15 protein-coding genes and 1 riboswitch are annotated in these 17744 nt (G+C 28.8%); of the genes, 7 read left to right on the top strand and 8 right to left on the bottom strand.

Translation table 11 applies throughout. The annotated features are described in order from the left end of the window. Nucleotides 1-18 precede the first annotated feature (18 nt). The 3 genes from miaB to GOY08_RS01215 all read left to right on the top strand — a co-directional run bounded on the left by miaB (nucleotide 19) and on the right by GOY08_RS01215 (nucleotide 2934). Nucleotides 19-1554 carry a tRNA (N6-isopentenyl adenosine(37)-C2)-methylthiotransferase MiaB gene (gene miaB / locus GOY08_RS01225; protein ID WP_158996743.1) on the top strand — a complete coding sequence of 512 codons (1536 nt, stop codon included), beginning with the start codon at nucleotides 19-21 and terminating at the stop codon, nucleotides 1552-1554. A gap of 40 nt (nucleotides 1555-1594) precedes the next feature. Next, complete coding sequence (locus tag GOY08_RS01220; RefSeq protein ID WP_158996742.1) at nucleotides 1595-1999, top strand: RidA family protein; 405 nt, start codon at nucleotides 1595-1597, stop codon at nucleotides 1997-1999. 215 nt (nucleotides 2000-2214) lie between these two features. Then, nucleotides 2215-2934 carry a substrate-binding periplasmic protein gene (locus GOY08_RS01215; RefSeq protein WP_158998045.1) on the top strand — a complete coding sequence of 240 codons (720 nt, stop codon included), beginning with the start codon at nucleotides 2215-2217 and terminating at the stop codon, nucleotides 2932-2934. Between the two features lie 4 nt (nucleotides 2935-2938). Here GOY08_RS01215 and GOY08_RS01210 read toward each other — a convergent pair whose 3' ends face one another. From GOY08_RS01210 to GOY08_RS01195, 4 genes are read right to left on the bottom strand one after another with little or no spacing between them, the layout of a single operon-like run. Further along, nucleotides 2939-4141 carry a phosphodiester glycosidase family protein gene (locus GOY08_RS01210; protein WP_158996741.1) on the bottom strand — a complete coding sequence of 401 codons (1203 nt, stop codon included), beginning with the start codon at nucleotides 4139-4141 and terminating at the stop codon, nucleotides 2939-2941. A 9-nt stretch (nucleotides 4142-4150) separates the two neighbouring features. Then, the gene (locus GOY08_RS01205; RefSeq protein ID WP_158996740.1) at nucleotides 4151-5341 is read right to left on the bottom strand and encodes a multidrug effflux MFS transporter; all 1191 of its coding nucleotides are present in this window, start codon (nucleotides 5339-5341) and stop codon (nucleotides 4151-4153) included. A gap of 27 nt (nucleotides 5342-5368) precedes the next feature. Beyond that, nucleotides 5369-6244, bottom strand: coding sequence for a leucine-rich repeat domain-containing protein (locus tag GOY08_RS01200; RefSeq protein WP_158996739.1), 876 nt, complete (start codon nucleotides 6242-6244; stop codon nucleotides 5369-5371). Continuing rightward, nucleotides 6213-6983, bottom strand: coding sequence for a substrate-binding periplasmic protein (locus GOY08_RS01195; protein ID WP_158996738.1), 771 nt, complete (start codon nucleotides 6981-6983; stop codon nucleotides 6213-6215). The genes GOY08_RS01200 and GOY08_RS01195 overlap by 32 nt, the downstream gene beginning before the upstream one ends. A gap of 375 nt (nucleotides 6984-7358) precedes the next feature. On the opposite strand from GOY08_RS01195, the gene GOY08_RS01190 reads away from it, so the two are divergent. Then, a complete protein-coding gene (locus GOY08_RS01190; protein ID WP_158996737.1) occupies nucleotides 7359-8438 on the top strand; it encodes a threonine aldolase family protein in 1080 nt (359 codons plus the stop codon). An 82-nt stretch (nucleotides 8439-8520) separates the two neighbouring features. Next, complete coding sequence (locus tag GOY08_RS01185; RefSeq protein WP_158996736.1) at nucleotides 8521-9753, top strand: GAF domain-containing sensor histidine kinase; 1233 nt, start codon at nucleotides 8521-8523, stop codon at nucleotides 9751-9753. Here GOY08_RS01185 and rlmM read toward each other — a convergent pair. The 4 genes from rlmM to GOY08_RS01165 form a co-directional block, all read right to left on the bottom strand. Beyond that, complete coding sequence (gene rlmM, locus GOY08_RS01180; protein ID WP_158996735.1) at nucleotides 9750-10841, bottom strand: 23S rRNA (cytidine(2498)-2'-O)-methyltransferase RlmM; 1092 nt, start codon at nucleotides 10839-10841, stop codon at nucleotides 9750-9752. The two genes, GOY08_RS01185 and rlmM, sit on opposite strands and share 4 nt — an antisense overlap. 12 nt (nucleotides 10842-10853) lie before the next feature. Then, nucleotides 10854-12056, bottom strand: coding sequence for a hypothetical protein (locus GOY08_RS01175; protein ID WP_158996734.1), 1203 nt, complete (start codon nucleotides 12054-12056; stop codon nucleotides 10854-10856). After that, nucleotides 12056-14206 carry a TonB-dependent receptor plug domain-containing protein gene (locus GOY08_RS01170; protein ID WP_158996733.1) on the bottom strand — a complete coding sequence of 717 codons (2151 nt, stop codon included), beginning with the start codon at nucleotides 14204-14206 and terminating at the stop codon, nucleotides 12056-12058. The genes GOY08_RS01175 and GOY08_RS01170 overlap by 1 nt, the downstream gene beginning before the upstream one ends. Before the next feature lie 51 nt (nucleotides 14207-14257). Next, nucleotides 14258-14461: riboswitch (cobalamin riboswitch) on the bottom strand. A 91-nt stretch (nucleotides 14462-14552) separates the two neighbouring features. After that, nucleotides 14553-14789, bottom strand: a complete 237-nt coding sequence (locus GOY08_RS01165) for a hypothetical protein (RefSeq protein ID WP_158996732.1) — start codon at nucleotides 14787-14789, stop codon at nucleotides 14553-14555. A 221-nt stretch (nucleotides 14790-15010) separates the two neighbouring features. On the opposite strand from GOY08_RS01165, the gene GOY08_RS01160 reads away from it, so the two are divergent. Both GOY08_RS01160 and GOY08_RS01155 read left to right on the top strand, forming a co-directional pair. Continuing rightward, nucleotides 15011-16504, top strand: a complete 1494-nt coding sequence (locus GOY08_RS01160; protein ID WP_158996731.1) for an aminotransferase-like domain-containing protein — start codon at nucleotides 15011-15013, stop codon at nucleotides 16502-16504. Further along, on the top strand, nucleotides 16488-17693 hold the full coding sequence (locus tag GOY08_RS01155) for a coproporphyrinogen-III oxidase family protein (RefSeq protein ID WP_158996730.1): 1206 nt from the start codon (nucleotides 16488-16490) through the stop codon (nucleotides 17691-17693). The genes GOY08_RS01160 and GOY08_RS01155 overlap by 17 nt, the downstream gene beginning before the upstream one ends. The last annotated feature ends 51 nt before the right edge of the window (nucleotides 17694-17744 follow it).

Below are 17744 nucleotides of genomic sequence, written 5' to 3'. Positions count from 1 at the left end.
AAAGATAGGAATAGAACCATGTTTGGCTTGAAAAATAAATTTTTATTAAACTCCTCTACACCTATAACTCCGGAAGCTTTATTTGCTAAATATATGCCTAAACCACAGGTAGAATATCCAAATGTTGGTGAAAAAAATGAGGCATTTTTAAAAAAAGTTTATATTCAAACATGGGGCTGCCAAATGAATGTTGCAGACTCAGAAAGAATGTTAGGTTTACTAGGAAGACTCAATTATCGTCCTACCGAAGCTGTTGAGGAAGCTGATTTTGTCCTACTTAATACATGCCATATTCGTGAAAAAGCAAGACACAAGGTTGTTAGCCGACTTGGAGAAATTAAACCTCTTAAAGAAACAAATCCAAATTTAATTATTGCAGTTTCAGGTTGTGTTGCCCAAGCAGAGTCAGATGCGCTAGCTAAAGAAGTACCTTATATTGATATGATTTTTGGTCCAGATCAAATTGAAGATCTTCCTAATCTTCTTGAAAAGGTTATTGAAAAATCAGAGAAAGAAAAAAAAGAAAAAGAAGTCTTTCATAAAACAAAGGAAATTCCTTTTATTTTAACTAAATTTGATAACAAAGAAGAAGGCTATTCTATCCCTATTGATGTTGTTCCTCCTTATTATGATGAAAACAAAAATGAAGTAACTAGATATGTTAACATTATTAAAGGTTGTAATAACTTTTGTACTTTCTGTGTTGTTCCTTATACCAGAGGCAGAGAAAAAAGTAGGCCTGAAAAAGAAATTATTGATGAGGTAAATTATTTAGTTGATAAAGGTGTAAAAGAAATTATTTTATTGGGTCAAAATGTTAATTCATATGGATTAGACTTAATAGGAGCAAAGGATATTCATTCATCAAATGGAAAATTACCTTTTGCCGATCTACTTTATACAGTAAGCGCTGTTCCAGGTGTGGAACGCATTCGCTTCACTACTTCTAATCCGCATGATTTCACACCACAACTAGCTAAAGCTTTTGCCGAATTACCTAAAGTAACAAACTCATTCCATCTAGCAGTCCAATCAGGAAGTGATAGAATTTTAGATAGAATGAATCGCCAATATACTCGTGCAGAATATTTTGAAAGAGTTAAATGGATTCGAGATGTGCGCCCAGAAATTGCTTTTAGCACTGATATTATTGTTGGTTTTCCCGGTGAAACAGAACAAGATTTTGAAGATACCTTAAGTCTTGTTCAAGAAATGCAATTTGCTTTTATTTTTGCTTTTAAATATTCTATTCGCAAGGGAACACCTGCTACTCGATTCAAAGAACAAGTTCCTGAAGATGTTAAAGATAAAAGACTCCAAAAATTATTAGATTTGCAACGCAAAGAAACAGAGAGACAAAATCAAGCAGAAATAAATCGTGTTAGAGAAGTATTGGTATTATATAAAAATAGAAAAGATGAGCATTCTTGGTATGGAAGAACTTATGAAGGTCGGTTGGTAAAAATTCATTCCCCAAGAAATATTGTTGGAAAACTTGTACAAGTTAAAATAACAAATGCCAATATAACTGCCCTAGAAGGTCATTTAATTTAATTATTTAATAAATTTTTATTTGTTCTGATCAGGATACATTATGTCCAGAAAATGTTTTCAACCAAAAGAATTGTTTGCTAGTCAACCTTGGGGATTTTCTCAAGTTGTTGTTGCTGAAAAAAATAAACTTGTTCATATCTCTGGAAAAGTTGCATGGAATTCTGAAGGTCAATGTTTAGCACAAACATTAGAAGGTCAATTTAAGCAAGTAATGCAAAATATTTTTCACGCCTTGCATTCAGTGAATGCCACAGCGGAAAATATTCAAATGCTAAGACTTTATATTCCCAATTTCCAGCCAGGAAAAGATGCAAATTTAATAAGTAAGTTGTTGATAGATACATTTGGACCTGAAAATCAACCCGCGTCCACATGGTTGGGTGTTCAAGCGCTAGCTCAACCAGAATATTTAATTGAAATAGATTGTGTTGCTGCTATTAATTAAATATTTTCCTTTTGCTAAAATATTTTTTATTTTTAATATAAAATTATGTCATTTCTTAAACACGTTCAAAGTTTGTATTTATTGACTCCAACTACTTAAAATTCTAAAATAATATAATAAATTAAGTTTTTTAAAATTTTATTTTTTTTTGTATAAAATAACCTGCTCAGAATTTTTGAGGTAACAAGAATGCTATTTTTTAAAGTAAAAAAAAAATTATATTACTAACATTATTATTCTCTATAATAAATTTTATTTTTAATAATAGATGTTTCTCTGAAGAAATTCATGATTTTAAAATTGTTACTGAAACATTACCCTTCTTAACCTTTATAGGAAAGGATGGAAGAATTGAAGGAATTTTAGCAGATAGAATCAACAAATTAAGAAAAAACCTAAAAATTAAAGCTGAAATAGAATTACTTCCTTGGTCAAGAGCCTACATTATTGCACAAAAAGAAAATGGAACTATGATATATCCCATTGCCAAAACCCCTGAAAGAGAAAAATTATTTAAATTTTGTTGCATTTTGTACAAAGCAAAAACCTTTCTTTTTAAACTAAAAGAAAGAAGTGATATCAATATAAAAACATTAGAAGATGCAAAAAAATATTCTATTGGTGTGATTAGAGATGATATAAAACATAAAATGTTAGAAAATCTAAAATTTTCTAACTTAGAATTATCAGCCTCGCAAGAAGTAAACTTTAAAAAACTAATAGGAAAAAGAGAAGACTTAATTATAGCAAATGAATTTGTTTTAAAGTCTCAACTTCAAGAATTTAATATCAATGAAAATCAATTAGAAAAGGCATATGAAGTAAAAGAAGCAGACCCAAATAGATATATCGCCTTTAATTTAAATGTAGAAGATAATTCAATTGAAAAAATAAGAAGTGCTTTGAAAAAAATATATAACCCTGATTTAGATTGATAATTTAATATACTAAAATAAGATCAGAAACAGAACGCTCATGAATTTTAAAACAATCATTTTCATCTTGAGGATAATTTCTATTTAATACTTTTCCATTAAAATAAAAAACTGATGAATGCCCTCCATCAAGATTTATTGCATTATTACAACCTTTTTGCAGCATAACTGAAGTTAATTCAGGTATACTTAACCCAAAGGATTTTCCAAGTAGCTCATCATTTCCAGAAACAACCAATAACAATATATTATTGTTCTTTAATTGACAAATTGCCGTTCGGGCATAGGAATTTAGATAAAATTTTGTTCTTGGATAATCATCTTGAATTTTTCCAGCTTGAATTAATATTGGATTTCCACTCACAATATAGTCCATTTTTTCTAATTTATCTTCTATCTTTGCAGAAGAAAAGGTTTTTATTTCCAGCTCTAAAGCATCACCAACTTTTATAGGAGGTAATTTAACTGCATCAGAAAGATAAACAACAAAACCATTTTTAGGAATTTTAATACCTATACCTTTAGCAGATATTTTTTCTATTTTAATAATTTTACTATTATCGCTATAAAGTAACATTCCTGATTTATAAATAGGAACAGGATTTTTCCAAATATCTGTGAAAACTGTTATATTGGAATTTAATGGATATCTATTAAAATTATTAAATAAAATATTATTACCCAATAGTTTTATATAATTTAAGTTTTTGATTTTATCAATATAAAAAAAATCTTGATTTTTAGACCAAGCAACTACTCCATTTTCATTAGGATATGTACCAAACCAATTCTTATTTATTTTTAAATTTCTTGCAGGAAAGGCATTATAAGGATCATAAATATTTGGATAACAGGTATTCATGTTATAACTTGGCAATTGTATTCCTTTTGCCTTTTCATAAATAGAAAAAAAACCAGCATTGATTGCTAATATTGCTGATTTTTCTTTTGCCCAATTTGACACTCTATAGCTTGAATCAATAGAATTAAATGGTTTTACAAGTTCTAAATTAAATTTTTTTTGCGGTAATTCTGCCGAAAAAATTTGTGCAGAATTTTGTCCAATAATTTTTTCTTGTGTAATAATTAAGCCATTATAATTTTGCGTATTTATTTTTTCAAGAAAAATTTCAGAATTTCTATTTATAGTATTGCAACTTTGCAGGAAAGAAATTAGAATCAGTAAGTAATAATTTTTTTTCATCATAACCTAACACTACTTAATTTTTATTTTAAACATAAATACTGACGATAAAAAAGTGATTAAAGAAACAATAAAATAAGCTATGGATATTTCTAAGACTGATTTTACTTTTATATAACTTAATAAAATAGTTACTAATCCAGAAAAAGCATAAGATATGATTCCATAATTTGCACTTACTATACCAGCTTTATTTTCAAACGGAGCAAACATTCTACTCACTAAGAAAGGATATAGAAATCCTGATGAAAATGCAAATAAACTTGAAATAAGCATAAGTAGAATAATAGAGAAAGGATACAAAACAGAAAAAATTAAAACAAATATTCCAAAAAATAATAATACTTTAGAAACAAGTTTAATTACTTTATCACCTTCGAAATACTTCACAGCAAAGTTACTTACATAAGCTCCTAATATATAGATAACACCTACAACAAGAGCCAAATATGAAAAATATATTTGAGACTTCTTGGCAATGACTTGAATAAAAAAAGGAGCCATTAGGGTAAAGACAAAAAGCCCTAAATTGGTAGCAGAAACTATTAATGTACTGCCAAGAAAATCTTTATTCCGTAAAATAATAATTGAATTTCTTAGAATTCCATTTATTGAAAAAGGCTCATACTTGTTTAAGGTTTCTTTTATAAAGAAAAGAATAAATATACAACCAATAAAGCCATAAACAGTTAAAAATAAAAAACAAAGTCGCCATCCACCTAATGCATCTAGATAGCCACCAATTACAGGAGCTATAATTGGAGCAACTCCCCAAATTAAGCCAATCCAGGCACTGGCTTTCATCAAAGAAACACCTTCATATAAATCAACAGAAATTGCTTTTGAAAGCACTGCAATAGAAGCAGAACCAAGACCTTGAAAAAAACGACTGATTATTAAAACATAAATATTATCTGCTTTATAGCTAAAATAGCTAGCAACAGTAAAAATAAACATACCAATAAAAAGGGTTTTTTTCCTACCCAAATTATCTGAAATAGCACCATATAAATATTGACCAAGACCTAAAGCAACAAGAAATAATGATATAGTCAACTGAACGTTACTTTCAGTTGTTTGCAAATTTTTCATTATATTTGGTAATGAAGGAGAATAAATATCTATTGCAGCTTGAGAAATAGGTACTAAAAACAGCACAGTAGCAAAAATAAGTCTATGAGAATTTTGCATACTTTTTGTCATAAAAATCCAAATATTAATTCTAAAATATTAATCAATCCTTAAAGAACGAGGGAATATTTCTAAATCATCATCATATAAAGGATTCCCTGATAAACTTAATTCAAATAAGCTTCTTAAATCTTTTAAACATTTTATATTTTTAATTCTGTTTTTTCTTAAATCCAATTTGGTTAAATTTGATAAATATTGCAAAGGTTCTACAGAATAAATTTGATTCTCTGCTAATTCTAATTGCGTTAAATTTTTAAGACTTTCAAATGAATCTATATTATCTAACATATTTTTATTTGCGGATAATTTTTTTAATTGACTTAATTTCTTTAAACAACTCATGTCACTAATATCATTTTCAGAAACATTAAGTTCTTGTAGGTTTTTTAATTCACAAATTTCATCAATTTTACGTATTTTATTCTTTTTCAATGACAATTTTTTCAAATTAGTTAAATTTTCTAAGCCATGTAGAATTATAATTTTATTATCATCTAGTATGACTTCCTCTAAATTAACAAAAGTTGGTAAAAAAGAGATATTGACTAAATTAAAACCCTTCATTGAAATTTTTTTTAATTTAGATAAAAAACAAACATCGTCCAGGTTAGTTAATGGTTGGTAATCTATATTAAGTTCAACAATATTGGGTAAATATTTGAAAAATGAACTTTCTATAACTTGCACCTTAGCTTCAGGAAAAGCGCTTAAATCTAGACTTTTTAATTGTTCTAAAGCACTAGCTACTATATTTATATCTTTTGATCTAGTAATCCTAAAAAGGGATTTTTTACTAAATTCATGTTCTGGTGATATATTTTCTTGCTTCAAATAATCTATTAAACTAACAAATTCCATATCAGCATCTCCACAAAATGCATCAATTAAAATATTTCTTTTTAATGTTTGCATATTGACCATTTTTTTCAATTTGATCAAGAAATTCATTAAACTTTTCTATTAACTTTAAATCTTTTTTTCTTGCAGCCATTGCTAGATCTCCCTTTTCATTTGAGAAAAGAGTATAAAAATCTATTTTCATTTCCTTTTTTGCTTGAGCGATGAAAACATTATCTTCAACAAAAGCAGTTGTTCTTTTTTGGACTACAGCATTCACTTCATCACTTTCCGTATCAAATTGCAAATGTGTAGCCTTCTTTAAATAACTTTTTAAAAATAAAGTTGCAGCACTTCCTGTGTGAGTCGCAATTTTTGTTCCCACTGAATCAAGATCACTAAATGTTTTATATTTTTCTCTATTTTCAGGAGTGTTTAATAATGCTGCTGATACAATAACTGTATAGACAGGTTTTGAAAATAAAACCGCTTTTTGCCGTTCTTCTGTTATAGTCAATCCAGAAGCAATAAAATCACATTTACCTGTTAATAAAGAAGGAATCAATCCATCTAAAGTTGTATCCATCATGACTAATTTAAGCTTATATTTTTTTGCAAATTCTTGCATAATATCTACGTCAAAACCTTTCCAATTTCCTTTATTATCTTTCACTTCAAATGGAATAAAGCCCGCTTGGGAGCAAACTTTTAATACTCCAGATTTTTGAATTTTAGTAAAACTCAAGTCGTTGTCTTGGCCTAAAGCAGTCGTGACATAAATTAATAAAACAAACAAATACATAATTTTATACATAAAAACATCCTATCTAGGCAGTTTGATCAAGCTCTAATTAAAAAGGAAAGTCAATAATATCAGCGTATTAACTAAACTTATAACTATTGATGCAAAAAAATTATAAAAATGAAAAGAGAAAAAGAAATCTATTTATTGATGATGATGATGATGGTAAGAATGATGTGCGGTAGATGTTGCTTTAGGTAAGCTATTAAAATTTAAAGTAGATATTTTAAACACTTGAAATACTTGGCTAATCCTCATCTTTGCACCCTTTAAAAAAGTTTGCTTTAATTGGTAATTATGTTTAAAACAGATATTACCTACGTATGAACCTACCAAACATCATATAATTTTGGCAAGCTGTTTTTACTTAAAAGTTTAGGAATTTTTATGCAAGATACTAAAATTATTCAATTTGCAAGTGATAACTATGTAGGAGCACATCCTGACATTGCAGCAACGATAATGGCCTCATTAGAAAGCACTGAAATCCCTTATGGCTCAGATTCTTATTCAAAAATGGCAAAGACTGAATTCCAAAAGCATTTCAAGCAAGATTGTGAAATATTTTTTGTTGGGACAGGAACAGCAGCAAATGTTGTAGCCTTGAAAAGTGTTTTACGCAGTTTCGAAGCTGTAATTTGTACAGATATAGCACATATAAATACCGCGGAAGGTGGAGCTCTTGAAAACTTTATTGGAGCAAAAATTTTCACTACCCCAACTCATGCAACAGACGGAAAATTAACTGTAAGTAATTTAAAACAAGCATTCCTAAATTTTCGAACCAGCCACTTTAATAAACCCAAAGCAGTCTCAATTACTCAATCTACAGAATTAGGTACAGTTTATACTTGTCAAGAAATTAAAGACATCTGTGATTTTGCGCATGCAAATGGTTTAATTGTACATATGGATGGCGCACGTATTGCTAATGCAGCTGCTTTTTTAAACAAAACGTTTAAAGAAATGGTTGTTGACACTGGGATAGATATTCTCTCTTTTGGTGCAACAAAAAACGGAGCCATTATGGCTGAAGCTATTGTTGTTTTTAATAAACATTTAGCCCTTGATATGCCCTACATTCAAAAGCAGTCAATGCAATTATTTTCTAAAATGCGATTTATTCCAGCCCAGTTTATTCCATATTTTAAAAATAATCTATGGCTAAATAATGCTATTAATGCTAACGAAAAATCTTATTATATAGCTAAAGAATTAAAATCTACTAAGCTCTTCAAAATTCTTAACAAGGTTGAAACAAATCAAATTTTTATCGAATTACCTACAAAACTTAAGGATGAATTGGCTAAAAATTATTTATTTTACATTACTAATGAAAATTTTGAGAAAAACACTTGTACTATTAGAATCATTACTTCATTTAATACTTCAGATACAGATGTCCAAAAACTTGTTGCAGATTTTAAACAAGCTGAATACAACTTTCTTCTCTCTCACTCTTCTTGACTCTTCTATGCTTTCCCAAGTCCTTGAAAAATTGCATTAATTATCTTAAAATAAAGATAAATATATTTTTAAGGTAAAATTTATGCTAGCGGCGCCTAAACTAGAAAATGAAGAAGCAAGAATTAAAGAATTATATGATTATGGAATATTAGATACACCTCCAGAATTTAATTTAGATGAAATAGTTTTTATAGCTTCTTACATTTGTCAAACACCAATAAGCCTAATTAGCATTATTGATAGAGAAAGACAGTGGTTTAAAGCAAATCTTGGATTAAATGCAACAGAAACTTCAAGAGATATTTCTTTTTGTGGCCATGCCATTCACCAAGATGAAGTTTTTATTATAGAAAATACTGAAAACGATGAACGCTTTAAAGATAATCCCTTAGTAACAGCAGATCCTAAAATTAAATTTTATGCTGGTTCTCCCTTAATTACGAGCAAAGGTTACAAACTTGGGACACTTTGTGTAATTGACCATAAACCAAATAAATTAAATAATGATCAAGAACGTATTTTGAAATCCCTTGCAAAACTTGTAATTCAAAATTTTGAAATGAAGAAATTATTTAAAAAAATTCAAACTGATGAAAAAAATCTTATTCAACATGCTAAAATGCTGTCACTAGGAGAAATGGCTTCTGGAATTGCGCATGAGATAAATAATCCTTTAATGATTATTACTGGAAAAACACATCTGATGAAGGAATATATTAGAGAAAATCCAACTTTAGATGGAACTTATTTGTTAAGTGAAATAGATAAAATTGAGATGACAAAAGATAGAATTAAAGAAATTATTACCAATTTAAGACTTTTTGCAAAAAATTCTGAAAAAGAACCTCTTCAACCATATTCTATTTTAGGTTTATTAAATGAAACCTTATTACTTTGTAAGGAAAAAATTAAAAATAGAAGCATAGAAATTAAATTGGATAATGTAGAAAGTATGAAAAACATATATGTAAATTGCAAACCTAATCATATACGCCAAGCATTTTTAAATTTACTTTTAAATGCTTACGATGCTCTTGAATCAGTAGAAAATAAAATAATAAATATTTCTTTTCAAGTCTTACCGGATAGAATTAAAATAAGTTTTATTGATAATGGAGTAGGTATTTCAAAGGAGAACAGAGAAAATTTAATGAAACCATTTTTTACTACCAAAGAAGTAGGCAAAGGAATAGGCTTAGGTTTGTGTTCTACCAAAGGAATAATAGAAGAGCATAAAGGTTTATTTTACTTAGATACCATTGTTCAAAATACCTGTTTTGTTATTGAATTGCCTAGAAAAAATGAAAAACTTTAATTCAATATTTTTAAATATACAGTAACCTCTTCTCTATCGTGATAAAGCTGCTGAGCTTGCAAGGTATAATGAATTCTTTCTGCGTCTAGTTCATTGCGAATTAAATTTAAGCAATTAGTTACTTCAATATATCTTTTTTTCATAGGTAATTTTAAATTAAAAATAAACCTTTTACTTAATTTAAACTTAGCCCAATCTGCAATTAATTGCGCTATTTTTTTAGGTTGTTCAACCATATCACAAACTAACCAATCGACTGGTTTTTTTGCACGAAATTTAAAACCATCTTCTTTTAGATGTTCAACCAAACCCGTCTTCATTAATTTATCTTGCATAGGTCCATTATCAATCGCAAAAACATAAATATTTCTGCGCACAAATTGATAGGTCCATCCCCCTGGACTTGCTCCCAAATCCACCGCTGTCATGCCTGCTTGCAATTCACTTTCCCTTTCTACTGCATTACAGAAAACGTGAAATGCTTCTTCCAACTTTAAAGTAGAACGACTAGGGGCATCGATAGGAAATTTAAATCTAGGGATACCCATAAACCACTGCGAAGCCTTTTTTGGAGCACATAAGCCAATATAACAACTTTGTCCTGTTAAAAATACTAAATGCATGCGTAAAGCACGCTGGGATTTATCATTTATAATAAAGCCATTTTTCTTTAGCTCAGAAAGCATCGGACTTGTAAATTTTTTACAAAAATTCAATAGCTCTTTTTGCGAATCTGTATCGAATGTTTCAATAAAAAGATCATCTAAAATATGTCTTCCATTTAAAACTTCAGCAAAATTTGTAAAAAATAAGTTATATATAGGTTTTGTTCTATTGGATTCAGGTAAATCTGCCACTAAGGGAGCAACTAAAATTATTTGTCGGGCAAAAATAAGATCTTTTAACTGCAAGTCATTCCAAATATGAATTACTTCTTGTGGATTATGCCCTTGAAAAAGGACATGGGCGGTGTTTTCCTTGGCTTTGACAAAGCCAGAAACCGAACGCTCAGACGTATAAGCTAAAATTTCTGCAGCACATTCGCTTTCAAAGCCTGATCTACAATACAGTAATAAGGAATAAGACATGGGATCAAACTTTCATTGATAAATTGGGATAGGGAACTGAATTTCATTAATTTCAGGTATATTAAAATCTATGATTTCAGACTTTTCACCGAGCAGGTCTTTGGATATCGCAGCTTTTCCCTTTATACAAGTAAAACTTGTAGGATCTACTACACAGCTAAATAAATACATATTTTTACTAAAATTAAAAGTAACTTTTCCAGCTAAATTTTTTAAAAATTTCTTGCGAGTTATATCATTTAACACAATAGTTTCAGGATTATTTAGGTTAAACCAATAAGCTAAATTAATTTTATTCCAAGTATAGTTACCTGATTGTTTTCTTTCCGTAATTAAGACAGAATCTTTCGTTGCAGAAACCCCACCTAATTCAAATTGCTGAACATCACCATTTTTTTCTGTTCTTAATATTTCTTTAATAACAATGTTATTACTAGCTACATCAACATAAACTAAATTCGTAATTAAAGACTTATCTTCAGAATATGGATTACAATTTAAAATAACTTTACTTGTATCAAGTACTTTCACATGACTTGCAGGATTAAAACAATTGGTAATTTCTGTTTTCTTAACCACCGTTTTCATATCATCTGCCAATTCAAAAATATATGGCTTATTTTTTTGATACGAATTATAATCATATGTTCCTAAGGAAAGGACATATATTTTATTATTGGCTGTTAATAAATGATTTGTTTTTAATTGTTTTTCTTCGGTAGTTAAAGAAACAGCTTCGGTATCTAATTTAACTTTACTCATAAATGTATTCGATAAATCAGGAGAAGTAGCAATAATTTCTGTTTCATAACCAATTCCAAGAAGTTTATTTTTAACCATAATTAAATTGTGGATATTTATTGGGAAATTAGTATTTTCAACTCCAGAAGCTTTTGTATTTGCAGCTAAATAAGTAATGCGACTAGGTTGTGCAAAAAATCTTTCCACCCAATAAATACCTCCAATATTATTCGAATTATTCATATTTTGATAGACATTAGCATCTCCACTTGGAGTTCTTGAGAGAATAAGTTCCAATTTTTTAGTTTCAAAATCAAAACTATATAAATTACTAAATTGGCCATATTTATTTGCTGTAAAATAAGACTTTTCATTCACTATATTTACATCTGGATTTACATTCTCTTTCTTCCCACAAGCAATAAAAACTAATATGAAAGAAAAATTTATTACTCTAAACTTTAAGTTATTCATTATATTTCTCCAGAAATTGTAAGATAAAATCGTCTTCCAGGGGGAGGGTAACCTATATAACCATTTGTTTGCATTTGTTGAGAAAAACCTGTTGTATTTGATACTTTTGCATAAGTTTCATCAGCTATATTATAAATATCGAAGGAAACAAGAAAGTTTCTTTGCTCTTTCAAATTTTTAAATTGAACTGAAAATCCAGTATTATAAATGGGTGGAATTTCAACCTTATTTATATTCAAATAATCCAAGTAAAATTCACTCTGCCAATTTAAATTAAAATATGAACCAAAATAAGTAGAATATTCATTTAATTTTGTTATAAAAATACTATCAACACTTGTTCCTGAATTAATAGAGTTTTCAGAACTTCTTGGTACATAGTATTCATTATTATTCTTATTCATTAAAGATTTTACATATTGATATGAAAAATAAAATTTCCAGCTCTTATATATATAGATATCAGAATTTAAATATAAACCAATGCGATTAGAATCTTCTATATTTTGATACTGTGATATAAATTGATTTATTTCTTGGAGAAAAATTAAATTTGAATCTTTTGTATAAAAAGTACCTATTTCAAAATAAGGAAATGTAAAACCAAATTCAATTTTTCTACTTTGTTCCTCTTGCAAAGCACTATTTGCTAGAATCCCACTTGGCGATCCATACATTTCAGCTAAGTAAGGTCTACGCATTGCTAAGATATAGCGCAAATAATTTATTATAAATTTATAATTTTGTTGGATTGAAAATGAATAACCATAAATATTTTTTTCAATATTATTATTTTTAGTATTACAAATATTTTGTAAATTTCCTTTATTACAATCAATAGATACCTCAGATTGCGCTCCTGAAAGCCAGCTATTAAAATTCAATGATAAAGAGTATTCTTTTAATAATGGTAAATAAATACTTTCAAATAAGCCTAAACGAATTTCTCGTCTTAGTGACTTACTTTCACTATCACTGGAATTATCTAGCGCTGCAGGAACAGAGGCGGTAGTATTTTGGGTAAAATTAAGATATTCTATAACAATACCTGTTTTCTCTTCGAAAATAAATTGCGTTGGAATTGTCATCCATGATTTAATTTGGGCTGTAGTATTAAAACTTGAATTTGCTTGAGTAGTATATCCTTCTGAAAAATTTGAAATCTCTGATTTATTTAATATAAGGCCTAACTGATTGTTCCAAATTATTCCATTATCAGGATAAAATTTTTCTGCTTGCAGAGTACTAATAAATAGTTTCTTTCTAATTCTTGCATTAGAAGCACTGCTAACAGCACCTGGAATTCCCTTTTCATAATCAGTATATAATGTAGCTGAATTAATATTATTAAATAAACTAGAATTTATATTTAAATGAAAATATCCCGAATATTTTTGAAAATCGTTATTCTGTAAATTTTCATACTGCCCTCTATTTGCATTTAATACAGAATTATTATTGTTAAATACAGGATAATCTTCTTTACTGCTTGTAGCTTCTACTGTAGAAAACACTGAGAAATTCTTATCTAACTGAAGCGCATGACTAATTGAGTTTTGCCAATAATGAAATGAACCTGCTCTAGAATTTACTTTGAATGAATTTTCATCAAATGTTCGTTTTTTAGCAAAACAATTCTCTTTCTGACAACTGAGCACATTTATATCGCCACTAATGCCCATACTGCTTAACCAAAAGGGTGGGCTATCGGGATAAACCATCAGGCTTGCTATTGCTGAAATAGGAATTAAAGAAACTATTTGCTCACTGGAATCAGAGCCTGCCAAGGGAAGTCCATTAAAATAGTAAGTGGGTTCGAAAGCTCGAGCACCTCTGAGACGTACTCTCAAAGCGCCCGCTTCACCTCCAAATTGTTCAACCTGCCCAGATGTTATTCTTTTCGTTAAATCAGAAATACTTTTAGGACTTGGCAAAGTACCAGGCTGTGAATCTGTGAAAATAATCTCTTGATTTATGTTCCCAGAAGATGGATCTTCTATGATTTCTTTTGAATTTTTAAATTTTTCAGCAGACTGCATTTTATCTAAATCAGCTTGATCTGATTTAGGTAACACAATAATTGGAGCCGGATTTTGAGCATGGACTGAAATAGGCAACAAAAAAACTTTTGCTGCAGTAATAAACTTCATGTTATTTTCTTTTTTATAGAAGATCCCCTCGGATCTTGTTCCATAAGCGTCTACAAGGGACGCATGATGGCAGGTCTTCGGACTTAAAAGCTTTTTTTATTCCTACTTTTTGCAGCTTCCCAGTTTAACCAGTGCTTTTTAGCAAATTTCGTTCTTTTTCACCGCTGCGGGACAGTTTTAGATTTTCACTAAATTCCCTTTTAATTTGGTTTTTTAACAATTAAAAAACACAAAACCATCAACTTCAGAAAAGTTACATAGCTTGTTATTTTAGTCAATTCACAAACAATTATTTCTAAAAAGGGAGAGAAAGAAGAAAACCATAAAAATTTGAAAAATTTAAATATTATTTAAAAAACTTTACAATTCTCCTAACAGCACCAGGAATGATGGTTGCTGATTTTTGTATATTTAACTTTAATTTAGTGTTTGATTTTATTTTTTGGTAGTTTGGAATAACTTTTTCAGCATCTTCCCTAGCCTCATGATCATGAACACCTTCAATTCTTTCCCAGTTTTCAATTCCTGTTTCATTTGATTTTAAATAAACAGAATGAATATCATACACGTTTTGCTCTTTCATACCACCCTCACTAAATTTTCCATATAAAAAGATCCAGAAAGTCTCGGCATTAAATTATAATTTTAACAGCTCAATTAATAGGTACAGTTTAAAATAATACCCTTTAACTGTACTGCTAACTTTTTTTTAACTGTACTGGGAAATATTGTCCTCTTTTGCTATAAACATTTCAGTGTAAATTAAATTCTTTTGCGAATAACTATTTGTAAAGGCTAATTTGAATGGCAAAATTTAGAAAAATTACGATTGACTTTGAATCTAGTAAATCTTACTCCCAACAGATATTTGATCATTTTTGTAATGCAATTCAAACCGGTACACTTTTGTTTGGCTCTAAACTCCCTAGTATACGGGACTTATCAGCCGAATTAAAAATTAATAAAATTGGAATTATCACTGCTTACAATAAGTTAAGTGATGGGGGATTTATCAAAGCAAAGTTAGGGAGTGGTTTTTATGTCTCATACAAAAAAAATAAGCTTAACTTATCTAATACGCCTAAAAGGGACAATCACAGCTTAGTTTTGAAAAAACAACAAATGAATTGTCCACTTCCCCACTATTTAGATTTACCCGAAGATTATGCAAATTTAGGTGGAAATCAAGTTTATAAAAGTTTTAGTATCATGGAAGAACTCAGAGCTATTTCAAGAACTTGTTTTTCAAATAATACTTTAATTTATTCAACATTTAAGCACAATTCATTTCAAAGTTTAAAGGAAATTATTGGTTTTGATCTTGAAAATAAAGGGATGCCTATTTCAAACTCGGATCAAATTTTACTTACTTGTGGTGAAAAACATGCAATCGATATTATTTTAAATGGTTTTCTTAATAAAAATGACTATCTTGTTCTTGAATCACCAAGTAGTGATTTTTTTTTCTACTCTGATTTACTAAAAAAATATAATATAATCTCAATAGAACGCTCTTTCGAAAAGTTACATTTAACAGAAGAAAAAATTTCAGAAATAAAAAATAAGAAACCCAAAGCTTTTATAATATATACAAACTGTCATTGTCCTACTGGAGGTTCTCTTACTGCAATAGAAAGACATAGTCTTATAAAAATTGCAAAAGAAATAAATGCAATAATTATAGAAATAGATATTTATAGTGATTTAAATTATGATGAGTTTATTATACCTAATTTAGCAACTATTGAAGGTTTAAATAATTCATTTTACATTTCTGGTTACTCTAAAGTATTTGCTCCTGGTCTAAAAATCGCATATGTTGTTTCAAGTATAGCAAATATTAAATATCTTTATACACTATATATTGCACAATGTATTTCTCCTTCAATTATAGATCAACAAATAATTTATGAACTTATAATTAGAGGAGTTTTAAAAAAACATACTGCAAAACTAAAAAATACTTTTCGTTCTAAACGCGATACCTTAATTGCTATGTTGAAAAAACTTTCCCCGCAAGGTTCAAAATGGAACCAACCGGATTCTGGAATGTATTTGTGGTTTGAATTTCCCCCCGGTGAAAATCTACACGTAGTTGAAGAGCGTGCCTTAGAAAAAAAAATATCAATAGCACCTGGTTATTACTTTTCAAAAGATAGCAAACATTATAATTTTATGCGTATCAATTTTGCAAATTTAGAGCCTGTTTTAATGTATAATTCTTTAGAAACTTTATTTTCAATTTGGCGGAATGCTTCTTCAAGAAAATGGATAATAAAAAATGATCGAAATACCTAATCAAAAAGCAAATATTGGTTTTTATTTTCATATACCTTTTTGCCCGCATATATGTCCTTACTGTGATTTTACTAAAACAGCAAAATTTACAAAAAAAGACATTTCTCTTTACTTTGACGAATTAGAGGAACAGTTAATTTACTTTATTGAGAATCTAAAAGAATATTATCAACAGGATGTAACAATTTATTTTGGAGGAGGAACTCCTGGATTATTTGAAGCTTCAACTTATCAACGCTACTTTAATATTATAAATAAATATTTTAAAATTGAAGAAGCTACATTAGAGACCAATCCATTAACTAATTTTAAAAGGCGTTTAATTGACTACAGAAAAGTTGGTTTTACTAGAATTACTCTTGGTGCACAGTCACTTTGTCCAACTACATTAAAAATATTAGGAAGGAAACATACTCCTCAAAACGTAATCGAAAACTTAGCTTGGGCAAATTCTGCAGGTTTTAACAATATTCAAGTTGATTTAATTTATGGTTTAAGAAAAGAACTTCGTTCTAAAACATTAACACAAGAAATTAATGAACTAATAAAATATGGCACTACTGGTATTTCAGCATATGCATTAACTATTGAACAAAGAACCTTATTCGCAAATACAAACTACTCAGATGAAGAAAATGCAGTAAACGAATATTTAGAAATACTAAAAACTTGTACAGAATTATCCCTACAACAAGTAGAAACAAGCAATTTTTCAATGTTTGCCACAAAACATAATAACTTATATTGGTACGGAAGACCCTATATAGGACTAGGGACAGGTGCGCATGGATTACTTCCACAAACATCTGATTTTCCTTTTGGACTAAGATATAGAATAGGACCTAGTACATTTACCGCCTTAGAAGCTGGAAATGATAAATTAATCTTTACTGACAAAATTGAGAGAGGGAAAAATTTTTCTATTCATTATGAAAATCCACGTACTCAAAGAGAATATATTGATGAAATGATATTTACCTTATTAAGAACTCCAAATGGAATTCCTTTGTCTTGGTTGGATAAATACATTACTAGAAATGATTTTCTTGAAAAAATTAACAAAAATCCTAAATTTTCCAGAGCTATTGAAGAAAAAAATATTTTAATCTTTAGTAATCACATAGCACTTTCGGCTAAGGAAAAAATTCGTGGCGACTTATGGGCAAGTGATTTTATTTCCTTGATTTAATTTTTTTTTACCTTAATATATAAATTAATAATCTTTCTCTTGTGCTTTATA

Source organism: Pigmentibacter ruber (genome assembly GCF_009792895.1).
GTDB lineage: Bacteria > Bdellovibrionota_B > Oligoflexia > Silvanigrellales > Silvanigrellaceae > Silvanigrella > Silvanigrella rubra.
This window is presented reverse-complemented; position numbering and strand designations above follow the sequence as displayed.

Coding starts and splice junctions, on each gene's coding strand:
- GOY08_RS01155 (WP_158996730.1), top strand. CDS start 16,488: ATGATCGAAATACCTAATCAAAAAGCAAATATTGGTTTTTATTTTCAT.
- GOY08_RS01160 (WP_158996731.1), top strand. CDS start 15,011: ATGGCAAAATTTAGAAAAATTACGATTGACTTTGAATCTAGTAAATCT.
- GOY08_RS01185 (WP_158996736.1), top strand. CDS start 8,521: ATGCTAGCGGCGCCTAAACTAGAAAATGAAGAAGCAAGAATTAAAGAA.
- GOY08_RS01175 (WP_158996734.1), bottom strand. CDS start 12,056: ATGAATAACTTAAAGTTTAGAGTAATAAATTTTTCTTTCATATTAGTT.
- GOY08_RS01170 (WP_158996733.1), bottom strand. CDS start 14,206: ATGAAGTTTATTACTGCAGCAAAAGTTTTTTTGTTGCCTATTTCAGTC.
- rlmM (WP_158996735.1), bottom strand. CDS start 10,841: ATGTCTTATTCCTTATTACTGTATTGTAGATCAGGCTTTGAAAGCGAA.
- GOY08_RS01195 (WP_158996738.1), bottom strand. CDS start 6,983: ATGTATAAAATTATGTATTTGTTTGTTTTATTAATTTATGTCACGACT.
- GOY08_RS01205 (WP_158996740.1), bottom strand. CDS start 5,341: ATGACAAAAAGTATGCAAAATTCTCATAGACTTATTTTTGCTACTGTG.
- GOY08_RS01200 (WP_158996739.1), bottom strand. CDS start 6,244: ATGCAAACATTAAAAAGAAATATTTTAATTGATGCATTTTGTGGAGAT.
- GOY08_RS01165 (WP_158996732.1), bottom strand. CDS start 14,789: ATGAAAGAGCAAAACGTGTATGATATTCATTCTGTTTATTTAAAATCA.
- miaB (WP_158996743.1), top strand. CDS start 19: ATGTTTGGCTTGAAAAATAAATTTTTATTAAACTCCTCTACACCTATA.
- GOY08_RS01190 (WP_158996737.1), top strand. CDS start 7,359: ATGCAAGATACTAAAATTATTCAATTTGCAAGTGATAACTATGTAGGA.
- GOY08_RS01220 (WP_158996742.1), top strand. CDS start 1,595: ATGTCCAGAAAATGTTTTCAACCAAAAGAATTGTTTGCTAGTCAACCT.
- GOY08_RS01210 (WP_158996741.1), bottom strand. CDS start 4,141: ATGATGAAAAAAAATTATTACTTACTGATTCTAATTTCTTTCCTGCAA.